Source organism: Turicibacter bilis, from assembly GCF_024499055.1.
Classification (GTDB): Bacteria; Bacillota_I; Bacilli_A; order MOL361; family Turicibacteraceae; genus Turicibacter; species Turicibacter bilis.
Genome location: NZ_CP071249.1, coordinates 106,847 through 130,382 on the forward strand (window position 1 = coordinate 106,847; position 23,536 = coordinate 130,382).

General features: G+C 34.2%; 22 protein-coding genes and 2 pseudogenes. 21 read left to right on the forward strand and 3 right to left on the reverse strand.

Annotation, left to right across the window (positions count from 1 at the left end):
- Position 1: 1 nt before the first annotated feature.
- The 10 genes and pseudogenes from J0J69_RS00540 to J0J69_RS00585 all read left to right on the forward strand — a co-directional run bounded on the left by J0J69_RS00540 (position 2) and on the right by J0J69_RS00585 (position 8,505).
- The gene (locus J0J69_RS00540) at positions 2 to 2,596 is read left to right on the forward strand and encodes a type IIL restriction-modification enzyme MmeI (protein ID WP_212725525.1); all 2,595 of its coding nucleotides are present in this window, start codon (positions 2 to 4) and stop codon (positions 2,594 to 2,596) included.
- Positions 2,597 to 2,601: 5 nt separating this feature from the next.
- Positions 2,602 to 4,524 carry a DEAD/DEAH box helicase gene (locus J0J69_RS00545; RefSeq protein WP_212725524.1) on the forward strand — a complete coding sequence of 641 codons (1,923 nt, stop codon included), beginning with the start codon at positions 2,602 to 2,604 and terminating at the stop codon, positions 4,522 to 4,524.
- Positions 4,517 to 5,701, forward strand: a complete 1,185-nt coding sequence (locus J0J69_RS00550; protein ID WP_212725523.1) for a GIY-YIG nuclease family protein — start codon at positions 4,517 to 4,519, stop codon at positions 5,699 to 5,701. The genes J0J69_RS00545 and J0J69_RS00550 overlap by 8 nt, the downstream gene beginning before the upstream one ends.
- A gap of 124 nt (positions 5,702 to 5,825) precedes the next feature.
- Positions 5,826 to 6,131: a hypothetical protein gene (locus tag J0J69_RS00555; RefSeq protein WP_212725522.1), complete on the forward strand. Its 306-nt coding sequence runs from the start codon at positions 5,826 to 5,828 to the stop codon at positions 6,129 to 6,131.
- Between the two features lie 108 nt (positions 6,132 to 6,239).
- A pseudogene (locus J0J69_RS00560) lies at positions 6,240 to 6,444 on the forward strand (helix-turn-helix domain-containing protein); the annotation flags it as partial.
- Between the two features lie 240 nt (positions 6,445 to 6,684).
- Positions 6,685 to 6,891, forward strand: coding sequence for a DUF1659 domain-containing protein (locus tag J0J69_RS00565; protein ID WP_212725521.1), 207 nt, complete (start codon positions 6,685 to 6,687; stop codon positions 6,889 to 6,891).
- A gap of 32 nt (positions 6,892 to 6,923) precedes the next feature.
- Positions 6,924 to 7,160 carry a DUF2922 family protein gene (locus J0J69_RS00570; RefSeq protein WP_212725520.1) on the forward strand — a complete coding sequence of 79 codons (237 nt, stop codon included), beginning with the start codon at positions 6,924 to 6,926 and terminating at the stop codon, positions 7,158 to 7,160.
- Between the two features lie 234 nt (positions 7,161 to 7,394).
- A complete protein-coding gene (locus J0J69_RS00575; RefSeq protein ID WP_212725519.1) occupies positions 7,395 to 7,541 on the forward strand; it encodes a hypothetical protein in 147 nt (48 codons plus the stop codon).
- A gap of 101 nt (positions 7,542 to 7,642) precedes the next feature.
- Positions 7,643 to 7,999: a hypothetical protein gene (locus J0J69_RS00580; protein WP_212725518.1), complete on the forward strand. Its 357-nt coding sequence runs from the start codon at positions 7,643 to 7,645 to the stop codon at positions 7,997 to 7,999.
- Positions 8,000 to 8,349: 350 nt separating this feature from the next.
- Positions 8,350 to 8,505 carry a hypothetical protein gene (locus J0J69_RS00585; RefSeq protein ID WP_212725517.1) on the forward strand — a complete coding sequence of 52 codons (156 nt, stop codon included), beginning with the start codon at positions 8,350 to 8,352 and terminating at the stop codon, positions 8,503 to 8,505.
- A 112-nt stretch (positions 8,506 to 8,617) separates the two neighbouring features.
- Here the strand turns inward: J0J69_RS00585 and J0J69_RS00590 are convergent, their stop codons facing one another.
- Complete coding sequence (locus J0J69_RS00590; RefSeq protein ID WP_212725516.1) at positions 8,618 to 8,824, reverse strand: hypothetical protein; 207 nt, start codon at positions 8,822 to 8,824, stop codon at positions 8,618 to 8,620.
- A 41-nt stretch (positions 8,825 to 8,865) separates the two neighbouring features.
- Positions 8,866 to 9,315, reverse strand: coding sequence for an ATPase, T2SS/T4P/T4SS family (locus J0J69_RS00595; RefSeq protein WP_212725515.1), 450 nt, complete (start codon positions 9,313 to 9,315; stop codon positions 8,866 to 8,868).
- An 856-nt stretch (positions 9,316 to 10,171) separates the two neighbouring features.
- On the opposite strand from J0J69_RS00595, the gene J0J69_RS00600 reads away from it, so the two are divergent.
- The 4 genes from J0J69_RS00600 (at position 10,172) to J0J69_RS00615 (ending at position 16,511) form a co-directional block, all read left to right on the forward strand.
- Positions 10,172 to 12,868, forward strand: coding sequence for a cation-translocating P-type ATPase (locus tag J0J69_RS00600; protein WP_212725514.1), 2,697 nt, complete (start codon positions 10,172 to 10,174; stop codon positions 12,866 to 12,868).
- A gap of 541 nt (positions 12,869 to 13,409) precedes the next feature.
- The gene (locus tag J0J69_RS00605) at positions 13,410 to 14,105 is read left to right on the forward strand and encodes a DUF975 family protein (protein ID WP_212725513.1); all 696 of its coding nucleotides are present in this window, start codon (positions 13,410 to 13,412) and stop codon (positions 14,103 to 14,105) included.
- A gap of 124 nt (positions 14,106 to 14,229) precedes the next feature.
- Complete coding sequence (locus J0J69_RS00610; RefSeq protein WP_212725555.1) at positions 14,230 to 15,828, forward strand: NAD(P)/FAD-dependent oxidoreductase; 1,599 nt, start codon at positions 14,230 to 14,232, stop codon at positions 15,826 to 15,828.
- 92 nt (positions 15,829 to 15,920) lie between these two features.
- A complete protein-coding gene (locus tag J0J69_RS00615; RefSeq protein WP_212725512.1) occupies positions 15,921 to 16,511 on the forward strand; it encodes an FMN-dependent NADH-azoreductase in 591 nt (196 codons plus the stop codon).
- A 357-nt stretch (positions 16,512 to 16,868) separates the two neighbouring features.
- On the opposite strand, the gene J0J69_RS00620 is transcribed toward J0J69_RS00615, so the two are convergent.
- On the reverse strand, positions 16,869 to 17,177 hold the full coding sequence (locus tag J0J69_RS00620) for a LysM peptidoglycan-binding domain-containing protein (protein WP_212725511.1): 309 nt from the start codon (positions 17,175 to 17,177) through the stop codon (positions 16,869 to 16,871).
- A 152-nt stretch (positions 17,178 to 17,329) separates the two neighbouring features.
- Here J0J69_RS00620 and J0J69_RS00625 point away from each other — a divergent pair, with 152 nt between their 5' ends.
- From J0J69_RS00625 to J0J69_RS00655, 7 genes and pseudogenes are all read left to right on the forward strand, one after another.
- Positions 17,330 to 17,881, forward strand: coding sequence for a YdcF family protein (locus J0J69_RS00625; RefSeq protein ID WP_212725510.1), 552 nt, complete (start codon positions 17,330 to 17,332; stop codon positions 17,879 to 17,881).
- A 97-nt stretch (positions 17,882 to 17,978) separates the two neighbouring features.
- Positions 17,979 to 18,329 carry an ArsR/SmtB family transcription factor gene (locus J0J69_RS00630; protein ID WP_055242593.1) on the forward strand — a complete coding sequence of 117 codons (351 nt, stop codon included), beginning with the start codon at positions 17,979 to 17,981 and terminating at the stop codon, positions 18,327 to 18,329.
- A 123-nt stretch (positions 18,330 to 18,452) separates the two neighbouring features.
- Positions 18,453 to 18,722, forward strand: coding sequence for a phage holin family protein (locus tag J0J69_RS00635; RefSeq protein ID WP_055305688.1), 270 nt, complete (start codon positions 18,453 to 18,455; stop codon positions 18,720 to 18,722).
- A 425-nt stretch (positions 18,723 to 19,147) separates the two neighbouring features.
- Positions 19,148 to 19,939: an N-acetylmuramoyl-L-alanine amidase gene (locus tag J0J69_RS00640; protein ID WP_055242596.1), complete on the forward strand. Its 792-nt coding sequence runs from the start codon at positions 19,148 to 19,150 to the stop codon at positions 19,937 to 19,939.
- Between the two features lie 73 nt (positions 19,940 to 20,012).
- Positions 20,013 to 20,690 carry a M48 family metallopeptidase gene (locus J0J69_RS00645; protein WP_237252363.1) on the forward strand — a complete coding sequence of 226 codons (678 nt, stop codon included), beginning with the start codon at positions 20,013 to 20,015 and terminating at the stop codon, positions 20,688 to 20,690.
- 233 nt (positions 20,691 to 20,923) lie between these two features.
- Positions 20,924 to 22,168, forward strand: a pseudogene (locus tag J0J69_RS00650) (ammonium transporter).
- Between the two features lie 166 nt (positions 22,169 to 22,334).
- Positions 22,335 to 23,459, forward strand: a complete 1,125-nt coding sequence (locus J0J69_RS00655; RefSeq protein WP_055242657.1) for a ComEC/Rec2 family competence protein — start codon at positions 22,335 to 22,337, stop codon at positions 23,457 to 23,459.
- The last annotated feature ends 77 nt before the right edge of the window (positions 23,460 to 23,536 follow it).

The following is a 23,536-nucleotide window of genomic DNA, read 5'->3' on the forward strand; positions in this document are numbered from 1 at the left end:
AATGATTAATTATTCTGCACTTCAACAACAGATAAAAAATTTAGGTGAGAGTGAAGGAACACCAACTTTTTTGCATCAATTTTTACAAATTTATAATATTCCTAAAGCTACATTGATGAGACTTAATATTACAGATGGTGTAAAGACAGATGTTGAAGTATGTGTTACAAATAAGTTGGTTTATATGTTTACGTTAAATGAAAATCTATATACTCGATATAGTGCGTTACAAAAGAGAAAGAATACGACAAGTAAAGCAAGAATTGTAATGCTAATGAATACAAGAGAAATCTTGGCATTTGATTCTAAGACAAGTGATTGGCTCTCGTGTCCAATTAAGGAACTGTATAAGGAGTGCGATTTCTTTTATCCACTTATGGGAATGGAGCGAGCAATACTCAATGATAGAAAGACTGTCGATGTAAAAATTGGAGAAAAATTTGCACAGTTTTATAACGAGATGCTTGTCTTAAATGCTGGAAAAGAGGAATCTTTGAAGATGTTATTAACAGCTCTTATTACAGCATTTTTTGCAGATAGTTTTGATATTGTAATGCAGAAATCTATTTTTTACTGGTTAACTAAGTATACCAAAACAGATGGAAGTGATGTTTCTAGTTTCTTAGATGACTTTTTTAGAGCATTATATGAAGATAAAGAACAAAGCGATGATTATATTGGGTCAAAGATTAATAATACAATTTATGGATTAGAATTATCACCACTTGAGCTGAATTTCAATAAATCTACTAGAAAAATTTTGATCGAAATAAGTGAGTTTGATTGGGCTGATGTTGAGCCTGAAGTATTGGGAGCACTTATTCAAAATATAGCATTTCCAGAAGAAAAGGCTGTTGCTTATAACTATACAAGCACAGCCAATATTTATAAAGTTATTGGACCACTATTTATGGATGATTTAGATACAGAGTTTGAGAAGATAAAAAAGGGACAAGTATCTGGAGTAGATTTTTTAAAAAAATTATCGAGAATTAAAGTTTTAGATCCAGCATGTGGTACAGGTAATTTTTTGATGATTTCCTACAAAGAATTAAAAAGACTTGAATTATATGTAAAGGATTATTTAGAATCTCAAGAGATTCCTTATGAAAGAAAAGAATATGTTGTTTTAGAAAACTTTTATGGTATTGAAGCTAATGGTTTAGCTTCAATAATAACAAGAATTGGTTTACTGTTTAGCAAGTTAAAATATGAAACAGCAGATATAGCAACGTTAAGGTTGCCAGATCATAATATCATAAACAATATAGCTACGGATGTAGAATGGAATAGTTTTTGTCCAAAGTCTGGATATCAAGTGTTTATTATAGGCAATCCATCATACAAAGGAAAGGACCTTAGTACTAAACAAAAAAATGCTATGGGTAGGGTATTTGCTGATGAAATAAAAAATGGAGTAAAGATTGGGGAATTAGACTACTGTACATGTTGGTTTTATTTAGCAAGTGAATATATAAAAGATAGTAATTGTGCGTTTGCTTTTGTTACAACTAATTCTTTGACACAAGGTACTCATGTTCCAGTATTATGGCCAATGTTATTTAATAAAGGAATTTGCATATCATTTGCTTACTCCGCATTTAAATGGAAAAATGGTGGAAAAAATAATACAGCTGTAACAGTTGTGGTTATTGGATGTAGAACAATTATGTTTCCACACCATAAGACTATTTATAGAAATGACTTAGTGTATGATGCAGATGATATTAGTCCATATTTAACTAAAGGTAATGTTATTATTCAAAAAGAAAATAGGGCACCTATTAGTAAACAATTACCTAAGATGATAAAAGGTAATATGCCTTACGGAGAAGCCCTATTATTAACACCAAAAGAAAAAGATGAACTTGTTAGCATATACCCAGAATCAATTAAATTCCTAAGACGTGTGGTAGGAGCTAATGAATTTATAAAGGGAATCGAAAGGTGGTGCTTATGGATTTCAGATAATGAATTAACAGAGGCAATAAGTATTCCACTTATTGCAGACAGAATTGAAAGAGTAAGGGAATATCGACTAGATAGTAAATGCTCTGCTCAAATGAAAGAAAATCCACATCGTTTTCGAGAAATACATATACCACAGAAGTATACACTTGTAATTCCGGCAGTTTCATCAGAAAATAGAGAATATTTTCAAATTGGTTATGTAGGAAGAGATGTTGTTGTAACCAATCTATGTTTTACTATTTATGATGCAGAACCATGGGTGTTTGGTATTATTTCGTCAAAGATGCATAATTTATGGGCAAGAATAGTATGTGGAGGTTTAGAAACGCGACCTAGATATTCCAATGTATTAGGTTATAATACATTTCCGCTACCTGAGTTAACAAAAGAACAGAAACAGGACATTTCTAAAGCTTCATTACAGGTGATTTTAGAACGAGAAAATCATTCGGAAATGACTTTAAGAGACTTATATAATGAAGATACTATGCCACAGGGATTAAAATATGCACATAAATTATTAGATAAAGTTGTAGAGAGCTGCTATAAAAAAGAAGAATTTTGTTCTGATCAAGAAAGACTTGACTCGATGTTTTTATTATATAAAACCATAAAGGAGGGGTGATTCAGATGACTGAAAATATAGTCAACGTAAATTATGAAGCAACTGGGAAGAGTATACAGACAAATAAACTGGGAATGAGAGAGATGCAAGCTAAGGCATATGAAGCTAGAAATGCACAATATTTGCTTTTGAAAGCACCTCCAGCATCAGGAAAGTCAAGAGCTCTTATGTTTATTGCATTGGATAAACTAAAAACAAAACAGGTATCTAAGGTAATTGTTGCGGTGCCTGAACGTTCAATAGGTGGCTCATTTAAAAACACAAAATTATCTGATTTTGGATTTCACAGTGATTGGATAGTAGAAGATGAATATAACTTATGTCTTCCGGGAGGAGAGTCAAGAAAGGTATCAGCATTAGGGCGTTTTTTGGATTCTGATTCTGATAAGTTAATATGTACGCATTCTACATTAAGATTTGCATTTGATAAATTTGGAGTTACAAAGTTTAACAATTGTCTAATTGCAATTGATGAATTTCATCATGTGTCAGCAAACTACGAAAGTAAATTAGGTGAGTTAGTACGAATGCTAATGGACAGCACTAGTGCACATATTTTGGCTATGACTGGTTCTTATTTCAGAGGAGATGGTATTCCAGTTTTAATGCCAGAGGATGAGGCAAAATTCTACAAGGTTACTTATAATTATTATGAACAGTTGAACGGTTATACTTTTTTAAAATCGTTAGGAATTGGATTTCATTTTTATCATGGGCGTTATACAGAGGCAATTGATGAAGTACTTGACACAAATAAGAAAACTATTCTGCATATACCTAATGTAAATTCAGGGGAATCGACTAAAGATAAGTATATTGAAGTGGATACAATCCTTGACAAAATTGGAGAGATTGTTGATGTTAATAGTGAAACTAATATTATTTCTGTAAAGCGAACAGATGGAAAAATTATTAAAGTAGCAGATTTAGTGAATGATAATGCGACTGAAAGAGAGAAAACAATAACTTTTTTAAGGAATGTATCCTCGTTGGATGATGTAGATTTAATTATTGCATTAGGCATGGCAAAAGAAGGATTTGATTGGAAGTACTGTGAACATGCATTGACAGTCGGATATAGAGGATCATTGACAGAAATAATTCAGATTATTGGAAGGTGTACTCGGGATAGTAGTAATAAAACCCATGCACAATTTACTAATCTTATAGCCGAACCAGATGCCGAAAATAACGAAGTTATTGAGGCTGTTAACAATATGTTGAAGGCTATAGCGGCCTCATTACTAATGGAACAAGTTCTTGCACCAAATTTTAATTTTAAGCCAAAGAATGGTGATGATACTACTAATAGTAGTAAAACTATAAAAATTAAAGGCTTGAGAGAACCTATAACACCAAGAGTAAAGAATATTTTGGATTCAGATTTAACTGAATTAAAGGCAAGCATTTTACAGGATCCTGATATGGTGAAGTCATTCTCAGGAGCAGTAGATACTGATGTTATCAACCATGTATTTTTACCAAAGATTATAATGACAAAATATCCTGACTTGCTAGATGATGAGGTGGAGACAGTAAGAGAACATCTTGTGGCGGATATGGTTATTAGGCATTCTGAAAAAAGTACTCATGGAGATAAAAGATTGATTAAGTTGGTAGATCAATTTATAAATATTGAAGAGTTAAGTATCGATTTAATTGATTCAGTTAATCCGTTTCAACAGGCTTATGAAGTGATTTCAAAGAATATGACTCCGAGAGTATTAAAATCTATTCAGGAATGTGTTGCAGCATTTAAAGTTAATATGACAGATGATGAAGCAATATATTTATGGCCTAAGATTCAAGAGTTCGTTAAAGTAACCAGAAGACATCCTTCATTGGATGCATTGGATCCACATGAAAGACGATTGGCAGAAGCACTTGTGTATTTACGACAAGTTAAAAGGGAGCAGAAAAATGAATAGGAATAAGTTTGCAGAGATTTTTGCTGATGACCATCTTGGCTTGTTAGACATATCAGATGCAAAGCAGACAACTGAACGTACACCCTCTGAGCAAAGACTAATTAGCAGCTTTGAGGAAATTAATAATTTTTATGAGGAAAATGGGAGAGAACCTAAATTAGGTGCGGATATTACAGAGTTTATGTTGGCATCTCGTTTGCAAGGTATTAGAAATAGTCCTCAAAAAGTGAAAATTTTGTTGCCATTTGATTTTTATGATTTACTCAAAGTTGAACAGACAAAATCAGTAACTATTGAAGAGCTTCTTAGGGATGATCCATTAAATCTTCTTAATATAGATGAAATGGAGGATAGTATCTTTTCACTAAAACACGTAAAAAAGACTGATAGAATACGTCCTGACTATATCTCTAGAAGAAATATATGTGAGAATTTTGATGAGTATGAGGGAATGTTTGAGCAAGTCCATACTGAGTTGAAAAGCGGTGTTCGAAAGCTAGTCAAATTTAGTCAACATGATTTATCAGAGGGAAAATTTTTTGTATTAAGAGGAGTTTTACTTTATCTTGAAAAAAGTGAACATACTGAGCAGGAAAAACAATATGATAGCGGAGTGCGTATTAGAAAAGATGGAAGAACACATTGTGTATTTGATAATGGGACAGAGTCAGATATGTTGTATCGATCTTTATATAAAGCACTATTAAAAGATGGATTTGGGGTGAGTGAGCCGATAGAAACAGTTAATAATTCTGTTGAGATTTCAGATGATGATGTACAAAATGGTTATATTTATGTATTAAAAAGTATGAGCGCTGATCCTAATGTTTCTAATATGAAAGATTTATACAAAATAGGCATGTGTAGTGGTGATGTTACCGAGAGGATTAAAAATGCTCCAAATGAGCCAACGTATTTGATGAGTCAAGTTCAGGTAGAGTTAACTGTACGATGTTATAATATAAATGTATTAAATTTAGAGGCAACAATTCATTCATTCTTTAATGAGGTTAACGTTCTATTTGAAGTTATAGACAAGGATGGGAATAAACGTTATCCTAAAGAATGGTTTGTAGTTCCACTTCCAATTATACAAGAAGCAATACAGCTTATTGTTGACGGAAAAATTAATAATTATGAATATGATTCTACTATGCAGGCTATTATACAAAAATAAGGAAGCATAGATGAGACATAACACTATAATATTACTATGCAATTAATAATAACCTTTTTGAAATGAATACAAATTCAAATATATATTATAAATTTGAATAATTCATTTCAGGGAGGTTATTTTTATGCAAAAAGTAAGATACCAAAGAGAAGTAAAACATTTACGACTACCAGACGAAGTAAAGTTACGGTTATCAGAAACATTAGGCATATTAGATGAGAACTATGGAGACAACAGAGATGTAGATGTTCAGCTAGGGGGATATGCTCTTATTGCAGAAAATCTGTTTGACACAAAGTATATTCAAAAGAATCTTATTAAAGATACGGTACCTGAAGAAGTCGAAGAGATTGTAACAAACGATGGTTTGGAGTATAATTTGATACTTTTCATTGTGTCAATTTATAGAAAGTTATTTTTTATATTTTGAGTATGTGGTTCTAGTATAGTTTTATGTATACACATAAGTTAAGTCGTTATACTAGACTTAATCAAAGAATGTGTCGCTATCAAAAAATATAATACTGAATTTAAATCAATGATTGTTGAACTTTATAAAAAGGGACGTTTAGTCAAAGACCTTAGTCGTGAATATGGTGTGTCAGAAGTTACTATCTATAAATAGATCAAACAGTTTTCTCTAATTGCCACAATTGATAATACTGAGATTGCATTAGAGGAAATTAGACGTATGAAGCAAAAAAATGTTACGTTTAAAAAAGGAGAATGAAATCTTAAAAAAGGATATAAAATATGAATTTATATAATCATAGGTCTCCCGCTACAAAGAAAACCGCTTCTTCAATTCTAACCTAAAACTTAAGGTCTTGTTACTTGCATCCCTGCGATGGGGCAGTACCAAGACCTTTTATTTAGTGTAGCGGGATTTTTATGCTTTTGGATGGAAACGTAAATGGGGATATAATTAAAGGGTAGGTGGCGCTAACCTTCAAAAAACATAATGAATTCGGGGGGAATTAAAGATGCAAGATATTTATGATCGCAAGTTATCTATTTATTTAACGGCTGGTCAAGACGATGAGGGGAACGACATTGTAAAGGCTAAGTCTTTTTCAAATGTTCGATTAGACACAACGGATGATGAGTTATCAGAGTTTAGAGATAAATATATCGCGTTATCATCTGGAACTCATACTAAAACGGTAGTTGCCGATTATCGTCAGCTTTAGTAAACAATAATAAATGATAGGGGGATAAGATTATGGAAGAAACATACACATTAACTTGTAAATTCAAAGATACTCAGAATAAAACACGCTCAATTGAGATTAACAATCCAACAGAAGATTTATCAGACGATAAAATTTTAGACTTCATGAATTATGTGATTGATAGTGAAGTATTAGTCTTAAATGAGACACAACCTGACTTAAAATACGCGAGTATTGCAGGTGCCTCTTTAACAACGAAACGTGTTGAAGAAATTACATTAGCTTAATATAGGAAAGAGCCATTACATCAGTAGTGGCTCTTTTTTAGTGAAAAAATATGTTTAATGAAGAAAAATTGTGGTAAACTAAGTAAGTCATTATTTTATGTATCACACAAATATATCACTATCATAAAAGGCATTAGTCGTTTAACGATTGCTGCTTTTTCATTTTCTATAGGAAGTTAAATTTAAAAAAGGAAATCATCTTTAATAATCGTATAGTGATATGAGGTGATAAAAATGACAAAGGAAAAACAATTTGAAGAAAGATTAGATTCACTATTATTATTAAAGGCTCTATTAATTAAGGATAATGAATTTGATGAAGTGGCACAAAGAGAGTATGACAAGGCATTAGAGAGAGCGTTTAAGTTACTAGAAGAATAATTGAAAACTTGATGATTACATCATGAAAAATTAAATAAATCCTTTTATACAGAATAAATCGTCCTCTTATTCATATTTATTAATAATAAGGGGGAGAGGATATGCAATTAAAAGAGCTGGAAAATTATTTAGAAGGACAAGATGTTGAGGGTTATGATCTTTTTGAAGAGCAAAATCAGGAACATAGGTTATGGTTAGAGCAAAGGGCTATTCATATTCCTGAATACAACATTAAAATCAGGGAGGGAATTTGCGAAACGTGGGATATGGAGAACCAACAGTATGAGGATGATCATAGTTTCTATATGATTTTTAATAGTCTTACAGGTGAGTATCTTTATACAGAAGCTGGAAGTGGGATGTGCGTTAGTTTACATAACTTTCTGTCATTCAATAATCAAGAGAATTTATCACATGATGAACTATTAGACCTGCCATGTGAAGTATATCTTATTTAACAATTAGAATAGTACAGGATTAACTTTTAAACTGATAAAGTTGAATTCAAAACAAAAAAGGCAGTTAAGTAGCCATTGGCTAACGAACTGCTTTTTTGTTATTTAAGAATGTGGATCAAAGGGAGTAACAAACAAGCGTTGTAAAAACTGAATAGTACACCTCTTTTACATATCTGCTACCATTTGAATTAAAATTTTGACCAAACTAAATACTAAAAGCAGCATTTTCTGTTTAAAAGAATCTATGTTTTTAAGAAACAGACATAAAATAACTCCCTTCTTACTATAATTGGAATATCGAACATAACTAAATGTGTGATTATTCGCTTAGTTTGAAAGGAGGTTTAACTATGGCATTATTCCCTAGAAAAAATCCATTTCATCTTCGTAAAGCATTTGTAGAACCAGGATGTGTTGTTTACTGCAATAATTGTGGATGTATTTTATCTGTCGGCACAGACTATAATCCGTCAAATCCTTTATGTAATCGTTGCTATTGGATTTAACTTACAATTAAAAATATAAAGCAATATTAGATAGAGCATTTAAGTTACTAGAAGAATAATAGATAATAAAAAGGCAGTTAAGTAGCCATTCGCTACCTAACTGCTTTTTATATTATTTAAGAACATGACTGGATATGTTAAACAACTCTTCAATTTCATCTGTTGTATAGGTTGTTTGCACCCACATCATTTTATTGTAGTCAAATTGATTAACTAAATGTTGTTCATTTGTCATTACGTTAGAAATCCAAAGGTGATCGCCGATTCTATACATAGTTACATTACATCCACAATAATTCTCTTTTTTTGATTCCAACATTGCTATTCCTCCTAAACGATATGTATTTATATTTTCGGTTTTCAGAATAGTGCAACAGTTGGTCCGCTAATTAGGATAAGTCCAGCCTGCATCTTCGCCATATCTTTTAAAATATCGACATTCTGAATAAAGTAAGGGATGTCATCGAGTGTTTTTTGTTGTTGATGATTAATGAGGCGTAGGACAAGACTTTGATAGTGTGAGGTGGGGAGAATGGAGACTCGTGTATAATAGATGGTCGAGTCAGTCTGAAGCTGTAATAATCCCGATTGGGGTTGACGGGGATGCGTGAGAGTGAGTGAGGCTTGAAATTTAATATAGGCGAGCAACTGCTCATATAAAGAAATGGGAATGGCTTCATGAGGAATCATAAAAGCTCCAACACGGAATTGAACGAGTATTTTATTCTCTTTTAAGATGAAATGAATATCACTTGCCTTTAAGGTTTCAGCTCGTTGGATGATAGAGACGAGCTTCGTTTTGACTGGCATAATGATCACCTCCTGACATGCTATACGTCAAGAAAGTGAAGATTCCTTTTAAAAATTCAGAATTGTTATACATTTTTTTCTATTTTTAGTTTAATGGTCTTTATCATAAATTTTATTAAGTTATGAATAACTAATCGATAAAATAATTTTATTTTTTAAAAGGGGAATTTGAGACTTCAAATAAAATGACAACTGTTAGACACTACATGCTTATTCTGGATTAACGAATGGTGCTATTTAATTAATCATTTTTGTTAGTAATACATTCTAGTAGGTGTAGATAGGGAAGAGGATGAGCAATAGATGTGCACATGCCTGTTTTAAACAGGCTCAAGTCACTAGTAATAGAATTACAATGGAGGAAATTTTACAGTCTCTTTTATCTTAATTGTGAGTTTTGGTGAATATAAAGGAAATATTTGCACAACGTTAGGGGAATAAGTTACAATAAAGAGGTCATTTTTAGTTAGAGTGGTGGAATGGCCATGGATTTAATGGAATTTATTTTTAAAATATTTCCCAAAAGATATGAAGGTGAAACGAAATCCTTAAGAGATGTATCAGGCTGAGTTTGCAGACGAATTAGCTGAATAACGTTGATTAGGTTGTCCAAAGAAGAGATCTTCATTCGAGCTATTTCATGAAAAACTGTCGCATTTATATTGACAATTGGTTATATAAAAAAGAGATTTGAAGCTATAGAACCTAAATTCATTTGTATTTAGACGGATAGCATCATTATAAAAAAGAAAGGAGGCCTATTACGAGAGTGGTAAGTGATTAATCATGTAAGTTGGATGCTTGAAATGATGAAGGTTCATCTTGCCAAAAGAAGGGTTCGTAATAGAAAGAGTGTATGTTAAAGGGTTTAACAGATAAGCAGGTTCAAGAGAGCCGCTTAAAGTATGGAAGTAATGTGATTGAAGAGGCTGAGCCAGAAACATTTTTAGATAAAGTTAAAGGGCAGCTAGGGGATCCGATGATTAAATTATTAATTGCGATTGCCATTATTATGGGAATTCTTGCAGTGATTGGTTATGGAGAGTGGTTAGAGGTAGCAGGAATTGTTTTCTCAGTTGCTTTAGTTACGCTTATTTCTGCTCGAACTGAACTGGCTTCAGATAGTGAATATCGTAAATTAAAAAGTAGTGTTAAAAAAGAGACATGTAAAGTGTATCGTCATGGAAAAGTCGTTGAACTCGAGATTGATGATATCGTGGTAGGAGATTGTATTATTTTACAATCAGGAGATAAAATTCCGGCTGATGGATTTTTAGTGGATGGCTTCATTAAAGTGGATAATTCGAGTTTGAATGGTGAGTCGGAAGAATGTAAGAAATTTGCACATGAAGATCCAAATAGCGTTGAATTGTCGACGTGGAACACATCAATTACAGGGGATACATTCGTCGATGAAACCTCTGTGTTCCGTGGGGCAGTGACGGTCGATGGAAGTGCTGTGATGAAAGTCGTTCGCGTTGGAATGGCAACAGTCATGGGGGAAATGGCGAAAGAGATGGCTGATAATGAAGTTGATAGTCCATTAAAAGTGAAGTTATCAGATTTAGCCCATAAAATTTCAACCTTTGGTTACATTGGAGCTGTCCTCATCATGGTGGCATTGCTGTTCTCTAAAGTAATGGCTATGGGTGGATTTGGTGCTTATTTTTCACAAGATCCTATTTTAATTTTCAAACAAATCTTAGAAGTGGTGATGCTAGCTGTTGTGATTATTGTGATGGCTGTTCCTGAAGGATTACCATTAATGATTGCTATTGTGTTAATGCAAAATACGAAAAAACTATTAGATAGCCAAGTCTTAGTTCGTAAGCCTATTGGGATTGAAACAGCTGGGTCATTAAATATTTTATTTAGTGATAAAACAGGAACGATTACAAAAGGAAAGCTAGAGGTTGTTGAATTTTTCGATGGGGCTTTAGAAGATAGCTATGAAGCATCAGTCATGATCAAAGAACAAATGCTACTTTGTATTGGAAAAAATACAGGAGCCATGTTTGATGAAGCTGGAGAGATTATTGACGGAAATGCAACAGATAAAGCTTTGCTATCGTTTGTAACTAAAGAAAATTATGAGGCAGTTCAAGGGATTAAAGTATTTAAATCACAACAATTTAACTCAGCTAATAAATACTCAGCAGCAGAGTTAGATGGAACAACTTATTACAAAGGAGCCCCTGAGCGTTTATTGTCACGTGCCAAATATTACTTAGATCATGAAGGAAATGTCATACCATTAGATCTAGCAGCGATCAATCAAAAAATTGACCAATTAGCTGAAAAATCAATGCGTGTTTTATCTTTTGCTTATAGTAATTCACCATTAGTTGAAGATACTTTACCTACTGACTTAGTGATCATTGGTTTTGTTGGGATTCGTGATGATGTTCGACCAGAAGCTCGTCATGCTATTGGTGAAGTTCAGCAAGCGGGTGTTCAAGTCGTGATGATTACAGGTGACCGTAAAGAAACAGCGGTTGCGATTGCAAAAGATTGTGGGTTAATGAAAAAAGCGAGTGATGTTGCTTTGACATCAGATGAATTAAATCAATTATCAGATGAAACAGTGAAAGAGATGTTACCGAATATCCGTGTTATTGCGCGTGCCTTACCAACGGATAAATCACGCATGGTCCGTTTAGCCCAAGAATTAAATTTAGTTTGTGGAATGACGGGGGATGGTGTGAATGATGCACCAGCTTTAAAACGTGCCGATGTTGGCTTTTCGATGGGATCAGGAACAGATGTAGCAAAAGAAGTCGGGGACATTGTTATTTTAGATGATAATTTTAAATCAATTGAAAGTGCCATTTTATATGGGCGTACAATTTATAATAATATTCAAAAATTTATTAAGTTCCAATTAACGATTAATGTGGCAGCTGTTGCAATTTGTGCGATTGCGCCATTCTTAGGAATGGAACAACCGTTAGGTGTCACTCATATTTTATGGATTAACTTAATTATGGATGGGTTAGGAGCGTTAGCTTTAGGATCAGAACCAGCTTTAAAAGCGTATATGAATGAAAAACCTAAATCTCGTACAGAAAGCATTGTGTCACGAAAAATGATGGGACAAATCTTGGTCGCGGGAACTTATGTTACTATTTTAAGTTTAATTTTCTTAACATTACCATTCTTTAAACAGTTCTTTGGTAGTGAAGATATTCATTCAACGGCTTATTTCTCATTATTCGTTTTATTAGCTGTATTTAATGCGTTCAATATTCGTAGTGAAGGCCCGAATCTGTTTGTACATATGAATCAAAATCCAGGATTCATTAAAGTGATGGGGATGATTGTTATCGTGCAAATTATTTTAACATTTGTTGGTGGAAAAATGTTTAGCTGTACGCCAATGGGATTAGCTCATTGGGCGTTAATCTTGGTTTTAGCTGTTTCGATTATTCCAGTGGATTTACTTAGAAAAACGATTGTTCGTGTTTTACATCCTAAAACACAAGTTTCCATTGTTGTGGAAGAGTCTCCTGTTTCAACAGCAAGCGAAGCAGATCAAAAAGCATTGGAATTTTAATGATGACTTATTAGGGTGATAATTGATTGATGAAAACCTAGTTAAAGGACGACTTTGACTAGGTTTTTCTTTTAGCCGGGGAGTCTGTAATGAGCTATAAATATAGCCTGGGAAATAATTATTAAACTCAATTAGTGTCATGTTAAATCACTTGTTGATTGATGAGGCGGGAATGTCATCCATGAAAAAACCATCTCATGAGATGCTTAAATGAAACGGCAAAGTCATTTAAAAATAACGGATGACGTTGCATACACTTAGTAAGATAGATATAGGCGAGTCACACGTCTCATTTATAATAGCCAAGTATTGGATTGTTTCCTTGATAGTCAAGTTTTTCAATGCTTCATACGAGTGACGTTCATTCGCTCGAAAACTTTGTGTTTCGTATCTACAGATGGATATCGGTTGGGGTTAATGATTTGAGTCGAATCAAGGTCAGGTCCTTTTTTGATGAGTAAAGTAGAATAAAAGAGTTGAAAGTGTTGAAGAAAGTAAGTAGAATAAGGATAAATATGATTTGTGAAAGTGATGTGGAAAGATGAAGATTTTTTTAAGTGGAAGTGTCCCGCTTATTATTGTGATTATCGCCTTATTTCAAAAGATTGAGTGGCGACGTCATATTAAGGAGCAGGCCCGCTCTTATTTTCAAGAAGGTGCTTGGATTAAGTTTGCTCTTTGTTTAACGGTATCCGTTTTAGGAACGATGATTGTAACAGTTATTGTTGGAAGATTTCTGACGTTCTTTGCTTTTTTGGTCCCTTTGTTTGGAATGTCAATGATTTCGTATGGAACGATTGATGTTATGCATCGTATCCGTCGTGGACAAGAGTTTGGGCTAAGAGATTTTTTCCCAACCGATCAATTAGGTTCAGTCGTAGGACTTTATTTTATTAAAGGATTGTATCTTTTCTTCTGGTCATTATTATTAGCTGTTCCTGGAATTATCAAATCATATTCTTATTCTCAGGCGATGTTTATTTTAAATGATAACCCTGGAATAGGGATTGATGAAGCGATCACACGTAGTCGTGAAATGATGAAGGGTCATAAGTGGGAGCTTGTGGTTTTACAATCGAGTTTCTTCGGATGGGCCATTTTAGGATCGTTTACTTTTGGGTTAGCTATTGTTTATATTTTACCTTTATATGCCATGTCTATGTTTGTTTTCTATGACTATGTCAAAAATGGTTATTTAAAATCGAATCAATACGAAAATGTTTATACAGTCTATTAGATTGCTTTTGAGTCATAAAAGTACGAGTTTCGCTGAGAATTCGTACTTTTTTTGATTAGAAAACGTCGAAATGATATTTTGCGTCGCTTTGTGCTATAATAGAGAAATGAAAGTGAGTGATGTTATGATTCGAGTATCTCAAATCAAGATTTCAATTGATGATCCGATTGAAAAAGTAAAAGAGTTATTATTAAAACAATTGAAGTTAAAAGAAAGTGACTTATTAGAATATAGAATTTATAAACAATCGATTGACGCTCGTCGCCGTGGAAAGCTAGATTTTGTTTATACGGTAGATATTGCGGTTAAAGATGAAGCGAAAATTTTAGCTAAGAAGTTACCAAATGTTTCGATCACACCAGATATCGAATATAAATATCCTGAGATGGGAACTGAAGTCATGAAACATCGTCCAGTTGTTGTTGGATTCGGTCCAGCAGGAATGTTTTCTGCTTTAATTTTAGCTGAGATGGGCTATTGTCCAATTGTTTTAGAGCGTGGAGGAGCGGTTGAAGATCGTGTCCGTTCAATTACTGAGTTTTGGAGTGAAGGAAAACTCGATCCTAATTCAAATGTTCAGTTTGGTGAAGGTGGGGCTGGGACATTTTCTGATGGGAAATTAACGACACGTGTTAAAGATTTACGTGGACGTAAAGTGTTAGAAGCATTAGTCGAGGCAGGCGCACCAGAAGATATTTTATATATGGCTCACCCGCACGTTGGAACCGATTTATTACGTAATATTGTTAAAAATATTCGTGAAAAAATCATTTCATTAGGTGGAGAAGTTCGCTTTAATACACAAGCCACAGGGTTTATTATCGAAGAGGGACAAATGACAGGGGTTAAAATTAAAGGTGGCGAAATCATCGAAACGGAGCATGTCATTGTCGCGATTGGACATAGTGCACGTGATACGTTCTATGAGTTATATGAAAGTGGTGTTCATTTTACAGCTAAACCATTTGCTGTTGGTGTTCGCGTGGAGCATCCGCAATCATTAATTGATGTGGCACAGTATAAAGAATTTGCTGGACATGAAAAATTAGGAGCAGCCGAATATCGATTAACGCATACGGCGTCAAATGGACGAGGGGTTTATACATTCTGTATGTGTCCAGGTGGATTAGTTGTTCCATCAAGTTCTGAAAAAGGTCGCTTAGTAACGAATGGAATGAGTGAACATGCCCGTGATCAAGACAATGCAAATAGTGCGTTACTTGTTCAAGTATTCCCAGAAGACTTTGGTTCAGATCACCCGTTAGCAGGTGTGGAGTTCCAACGTCGCTTAGAAGAAAAAGCTTTTGGATTAGGTGGAAGTAACTATACAGCACCAGCCCAATTAGTCGGTGATTTCTTAAAAGGACAAGCCTCTAAAAAATTAGGATCAGTGACTCCTTCATATGCCTTAGGTGTTAAATTAACGAACTTACGTCGTTTATTACCTGATTATATTACGGATGCAATGGCAGATGGATTACAAGCCTTTGATCGTAAATTAAAAGGATTTGCGATGGATGATGCTGTTATGACAGGAGTAGAATCACGTTCATCCTCACCTGTTCGTATGGACCGTGACAGTGAAACGTTACAGTCATTAACAGTTAAAGGGCTATATCCATCCGGTGAAGGGGCAGGCTTCGCGGGTGGAATTGTCTCAGCTGGAATCGATGGAATCAAATGTGCAGAGGCTATGATTAAACAATTTCAAAAAATGAGCTAAAATAGTCAAATAGCGTCATAAATTTCGATTAACTTATCATATTATGTTAAGAGTATCTGAATTCTTAACAACTAATGTGCGAGGTGAAATTTATGGCGCGTCTTTTATATATTAAAGCTAATCCTAAGCCATGCGATCAATCATTGACCTATCGCTTAAGTGATGTCTTTATTCAAGCGTACCAACAAGCTCATCCGACAGATGAGGTAGAGGTGCTTGACTTATATCAAACGATTATGCCTATCATGGATTATGAACGATTGTCTCGTTATAATCAAGGAATAGAAACAGAGATTAAACAGATTGCTGAACAATTTAAATCTTATGATAAATGTGTCATTGCAGCTCCAGTGTGGAATCATAGTTTTCCTGCGATGTTAAAGGTTTATTTAGATAACATTATTTATCGTCATGTGACGTTTACTTATCAAGATGGAAAAATGCTTGGTCTTTGTTCAGAGATGAAGGTGCTGTATATTACCTCATCTGGGCAAGTCTATGATGGAGAGCGAAAATTTTTAGATCATCATCAATCTCAAATTAAAGCTATTTTTGATTTAATTGGTCTCACTCAAGTTGAAGTGGTGGGACTGCTTGGTCGTAATCGATTATCTAACGAACAACTCCTTCAAGAAGTAGGAAAACTTCAAGGAGAGCTTCAACAAAAAGCTCAAATCTTTTAAGATGAACTCATAAGTAGAATCTAATACTTAAGGATCCTATTTATGAGTTTTTTTGTGCTGTGCTCCAGGGTTCAGGGCATAAACTATTTGAAACATTCGTTTAAAGGCTCTTAAGTATTTCATGGTTTAAAGTCAATGGCATTATGAGAGGAAATTTTGAAGGAATAATGATCAATGAACCGATTATCAAGATGCGGACATTTTTAAGAAGGATGAGGCGATGGCATCTTTCTATTCATAGCTCAAATAGAGGATAGGACATAGAGTTTTATAGAAAATTGAATTAAATGAGATATCATTCATTAGAATCTTATACTTTTGAAAGATTAAAAATCACACAGTTTAACTGTGTGATTTTTAGCGTTCGATGGTAATGAGTTGGCCAGGTTGTAAAAATAAATTCTGATTCAAGGAAATAAGTTCATCAGGTGATAGTTTAAAGCGAATGAGAAGATCTCGAATGCATTCTCCTTCCGTAACGACATGAAGTTTTGAATTTGAAGGAAGAGGAACTTTGATTTGATGTTTCGTTTGAATGATGAGTGGCTTGTTTCCGTTAAGTTTGATTAATTGTTGTGGCGTGGTTTGAAACTTTGACGCAATCGTCCTGATAGTATCATTTGATTGAATTAAGTAGGTCGTTGTTGCAAATGTTTTTGATTCCATACGCTCACTTCCTTATGGTTTAGGACATCATTTCTACTATAATCTATGCAAAAAACATAGGCATTTGACTAATTTTTTGATAATGAAAATAACACATTTTTAGAGAGGGTGTCATAGGATGAGAGTAGAAAGGTAAGGAGGGAGGGATTAGGATGGTGGGAGTTGTGACACTCTTAGTTATTTATTTAGTCGGCATGCATCTTCAAATGAATCAATCACTAAAACAGAAATTAACGCCAGACATTGATTATATTTTAATTTTAGGATCTTCATTAAGAAGTAATCATGTTACACAAACACTTCGTTCTCGATTGGAAAAAGGTGCAGAGCTTTTGAAAGAGAATCCACAGTTGATGGTTGTGGTCACGGGGGGGAAAGGAAGTGAAACCTTACCACCAGAAGCACATTTGATGCAAAAAGTATTAATCGAAGAGTATGGAATTGAAAAAGAACGAATTATCATGGAAGATCAAGCGCATAATACGTTTGAAAATTTAATCTTGTCCAAACCGTTATTACCTAACCATAAAATTGCGATTGTGACAAATGAGTTTCATAGTATTCGTACGTCCTTTTTAGCGAAACGAATTGGGATGGATCATATGATTATAGGAGCGCCATCACCAATTCCGAAACGATATAAATGGGAGTTGCGAGAACATTTAGCGATTGTTAAATCATGGATTTTTGATCGAGAAAGATAACGATATTTTGTATCAATTGACGTTTTTAAGGCAAACTCTTGCACTTTAGGCGTGTTAGTCATATAATCTTCACATAACGGTAAAATGAGGTGAAGAAATGGAAGCATGTAGCTTAGAAGCCATTCATGATGATGTAGTTAAAAAAGTTAAAATAAAGATGCCAAACGATGATGATTTATTAAAATTATCTGATTTATATAAAGCCATGGGAGATTTAACTCGAATTCGTATTCTTTCAGCCCTTGTTCATTCAGAAATGTGTGTATGTGATTTAGCAGCATTACTTGAAATGACACAATCAGCCATTTCACATCAATTACGTGTTTTAAGACAGGCGCACTTAGTGAATTATCGTAAAGAGGGAAAAGTTGTTTATTACTCACTAGATGATGATCATATTAAAATGTTATATGAACAAGGATTAGTTCACGTGCTTCATCAGCATTAGACTAGATGAAGGAAAATAGCTTATAAACAGACGTCAGATGATGATTTATCTGGCGTTTTTTTTATTTGGACACATCGAATCTCCTATTTTTCTAGAGGTTTATAGTAAAGGAGGGGGAGAGCAATGTCGATGCATCGAATGTTAAGTGTAATTGCTGTAGTAGTATTAATTGATTTTGTAACGGGCTATGTCAAAGCATACTTGAAAGGGGAATTAAATAGCCCGATTGGATTAGACGGACTGATACGAAAAGCCGTGATTTTATTATCAATGGTCGTTTTGACTGTGCTCCATTATTTAATTGGCTTTAATCTAATTGAGTGGCTATCTGAAGGAATGGATTTAATTTTTATGACACTTAATATTACACCGATTACTCAGTTTTTTCTCTAGTTTAGACGAGTTTTAACCTATCCGTTTCATAGTAGAGATATTAACTTTAGTTATCTCCTTTAAAATAATATGGATAGAGATTCATCGTGAAAGTGATTCTGTGAATGAATTTAAGACAAATCATTTCAAAGATAATTAACGATAAATCGTTTGAGTTGTTTGTGAAAACGGCACGGATTAATGATGAAAACGTCTTAATCAAGTTGACGATAAGATAGGTGATAGTCGACGAACTTGATCAATGATGGATACCTCTTTAACAGGTCTCATTGAAAAAGCTATTTTTCAATCATCAAGAGAAGTGAGCAAAACAGCTATAAAGTATAAAGGGAATACGCCGAGGATGTCAAGTGCCTATACCATCCGCCTTTCTGGGGCATATACAATAAGAGGGCAGACTTATATTAGGAGTGAGGAGTGATAGAATGCCTTATATTGTAGTAGATGCAGGTCATGGTGGATGGGATAAAGGTGCTCATTTTGGTGCATACAATGAAAAAGATATTACTTTACGTGTGGCAACAAAAGTTAGTAATCGATTAAGACAAATTGGATTTCAGGTAACTCAATTACGGACGGATGATACATATATTGGAAATGCCTCAGCCAGAGGTCGTCAAATTGCTGAATTACAGCCTAACTTAGCGATTAGTATTCATGTCAATAGTGCTGGAGGTACAGGTGAATATAGCGGAGCTGAAATTTATGTACCGATTAAAGAAGATAGCGCCCGATTTGAATATTATTTAAGAGAAGAGCTTAGTCGCTTGAATGCTTTTCGAGAAATTTTCTCAAGAGCGTATACTGGTGAATTTTATGAACGTTATATTGATCCGCAAACATTAAGATTTACACAAACTTATAATTATACTGACTATTATGGTATTATTCGAGAAGCTTGGCGTGGTGGGGTTTCTTGTGATATTATCGAAATGTTTTATCTAGATAATGAAAGTGATTTATATACTTTCTTAAATCAAGAAGATGCTTATGTTGAGGCGATTGTTGTAGCCTTAAGTAAAGCATTCAATATGAATTATCAACGCGAGTTGCGACATGAAGTGGTTGATCGTCCAGAACCTTTAAAAACAGAGACTTATTATCGTGTGGTTTGTGGATCTTATTCTGATTTAAATGAGGCGAAAAAAGTTCAACAAGCATTAGTTCATTCGAATTATCCAGGCGTATGGATTCAACCTGTTGAAATGAAAAGATAATGGGAAAAAGACTTCATTTGAAGTCTTTTTTTTGTGTTATAATGAAAGATATTATTAAGATGGAGCGCAAAACATGACAGTAGAAACATTAAACATGAAAGACTTAGAAATAACCATCATTCGTAAACCCATTAAAAATATGTATTTGAGAGTGCGTCGTAGCGGGGATATTGAAATCTCAGCTTCACCTCATATAACGCAAGAGATGATTGAATCATTTGTATTAGCCAAATGGTCATGGATTATGGCGAAGCGACAGGCGGTATTAAGCGCACCGAGTCAAACATTAGAGACAGATGAGATTTTATATTTTGGTTCTCCACTAAAAGTTAAACGATTATCTCACTCACGGGTGGCGATTAAAGTAGAAGAGGATCAATTACTTCTTAGTGTTCCTAGAGCCTATTCGGATGAAAAAGCAATCGTCGCAGCAAAAAATTGGATCTTTAAACAATTACAACAGAAGATTACTGACTATATAACGTATTACTGGCCTTATTTTGAAAAGCAGGGCATTCTTTCTGTAGAGATTAAGTATCGTCAAATGACTTCAACATGGGGTGTGTGCCGTCCAACAAGAGGAACGATTACGTTTAATAAGAATCTGATTCACCAGCCTGATGCTTTTATTGAGTATGTTGTTGTGCATGAACTTAGTCATTTGCTACAGCCTAACCATAGTCATCGTTTTTATGAGCTAGTTGAATTTCTTTTACCACAGTGGAAGGAATTTGAGTCGAAAAAAGTTTAAAAAAATATCGAAAATAGGTTTATTTTTCCGGTTGATGTGAATATAGTGAAGTATAGACAAAGAGGTCTTAGTTAATAAAAACTTGGTGTGAACAATGGCGTTCTTCGAAAGAAGTTCGCCTTTTTTGATTTTCTTTTGAGCTCAAAGACAATCGCGCATCGCCCGAATTTACTTTTTATTTTATAGTAAAGGAATTGACACCAGTTGGTGTGAAATTTAAGGAGGGAAAGATTATGACGGTTGATCTTAATGTAATTATTGATACTTTATGGGTAGTTATTGCTTCCGTTTTAGTATTTTCGATGCAAGCAGGTTTTGCTTTAGTAGAAAGTGGGTTTACACGGTCTAAAAATGCAGCCAATATTATGATGAAGAATTTCATGGATTATTCTATTGGGGCATTAGTCTTCTTCGTTTTTGGTTTCTCACTCATGTTTAATGGATCAAATTTTGGATTATTTGGGACACCTGATTTATTCGTTTCAGGGGATTACAGTGGATTGGGATTAATTATTCCATTATTAGCATTTGTCTTTTTCCAAACCGTTTTCTGTTCAACGTCGGTAACGATTGTTTCAGGGGCTGTTGCAGAACGTATGAAATTTTCAACGTATCTTGTCTTTAGTGCGATTATGACGGCTATTATTTATCCAATCAGTGGTCATTGGGTATGGGGTGGCGGATAGCTAGCTCAACTTGGATTCCATGATTTTGCTGGGTCATCTGTTGTTCATGCATTAGGTGGATTCGCCGCTTTAGCAGGAGTGAAATTATTAGGGGCACGTCAAGGTAAATTTAATCCAGATGGTAGTTCAAATACCATTCATGGTCATGGTTTAACTTTAGCTGCTATGGGGGTTTTTGTCTTATGGATTGGGTGGTTTGGATTTAATGCAGGTTCAACGTTAACGGCAAGTGATCCAGAAGCGATTGCCCATGTTATGATGACGACCAATTTAGCACCAGCAGCCGCAGCGGTTACGACATTAGTTATTTCATGGATTAAAGATAAACCAAGTGTTGGAGCTGCCATGAATGGGGCTTTAGCTGGTTTAGTTGGGGTAACTGCAGGATGTGATCTTGTCTCACCACTTGGAGCAATTATCATTGGGATTGTCTCAGGTGTTGTGATGATGGTTGGTTCTGATTTACTTGAACGTAAATTTAAATTAGATGATGCTGTAGGAGCTATTCCAGTTCATGGTTTCTGTGGAGTCGTTGGTACTATTTTAACTGGATTACTTGCTACAACTGATGGATTACTGTACGGTGGTGGTGTAAGCTTCTTCGGTATTCAAGTATTAGGTGCTTTAGTGATTGCTACTTGGGGATTTGTTTCATCATTTATTATTTTTATAGCTTTAAAACGTATTATGGGACTTCGCGTCACAAAAGAAGAAGAACGTCAAGGGCTTGATTTATCTGAGCATGGTGAATCTGCTTATGCTGAATTTTTAGTAGGAAATGAAGAAGAATAATAAATGAAGAATCAAGGGGCTATCTCATTTTGAGACAGCCCTATTTTTTATGCGTCATCCACACGAATTTAAAACGGATCCTAAAATAAAAGGATAAGAGGGGGAATTGATGTGTTATAATGAAGTTTTAAAAAACAATAGCTCAAATTGTAGGGAGGATATTTTTTTGAATCAGTTTTTAGAACAAATTGATTATGTGATTGAATTAATCGAACAGGCAAATTGGACTGATTATTTAATTTTCATACTTGCTTATGTTATTTTAGTCTTAGGGTTACTAGGAAGTTTAAAAAAGAATCAACGTCAGGTTTGGTATAATTGTGTCTGGTTATTTGTATGCCCTCCGTTAGGTATTTATTTAGTTAAACATAATCGCAGAATTAAAAAGAAGAAAAAACAAGAGTTGATACGTTATTCGCTCACTGGATGGGCAATTGTATTATCAGCTATTTTCATCTATTTAGGATGGATGCCACACCCTAACTATCAAGAGGTTGAAACATATCAAGATAGTCATTTAGTAAAGCGTCCGAATGATTTGAATTTGGAAGTCCATTTTATTGATATCGGTCAAGGAGATGCCACTTTAATTGTTTATGATGATTTTCATATTTTAATTGATGGTGGGAATAACGGATCTGAAGCAAAATTGTTAAACTATTTGAAAAAAGTTGGCGTTGATGATATCGAAATTTTAGTCGCGACTCATCCAGATTCTGATCATATCGGAGGTTTAGCAGAAGTGATGGCAGAATATCGCGTTCATTTGATTATTGATTCTGGAGAGTCTCACTCTTCTCAAACCTATAAGGCTTATTTTGAAGCGGTTAAACAGCAACAAGAGCAAGGTGCTATTTATCTTGAAGATGCTGATATGATCTTTGAATTAAGTGATCAGATTACATTTGAAGTCATTGAAACTGGTGATGATAATGGGGATCGAAATAATAATTCAGTGTTAACAAAGCTAAGCTATCAAGACATTGACTTTTTATTTACAGGAGATATGGAATCAAAGACAGAGGAAAAAATCTTATATCGTGATTTAGAGGCTGAGATTTTAAAAGCTGGTCATCATGGGTCACAGACTTCAAGTTCGATAGACTTTTTACAAGAGGTTCAACCTGAAGTCGTCGTCATTAGTGCCGGATTAAATAATAGTTATGGACATCCCCATCGAGCACTATTAGAACGTGTAAACCGTTATACTGATGAGGTTTACGTTACCTATGAAAAGGGGAATATAGTTGTGACGACAGATGGTTTAACTTATCAAGTTGATTTTAAATAAATGGATGAATAAAGTAATCATGATTAAATTGACTATATACGATAAGATGACAAATAGTGATGAGTAGAAACTTATTA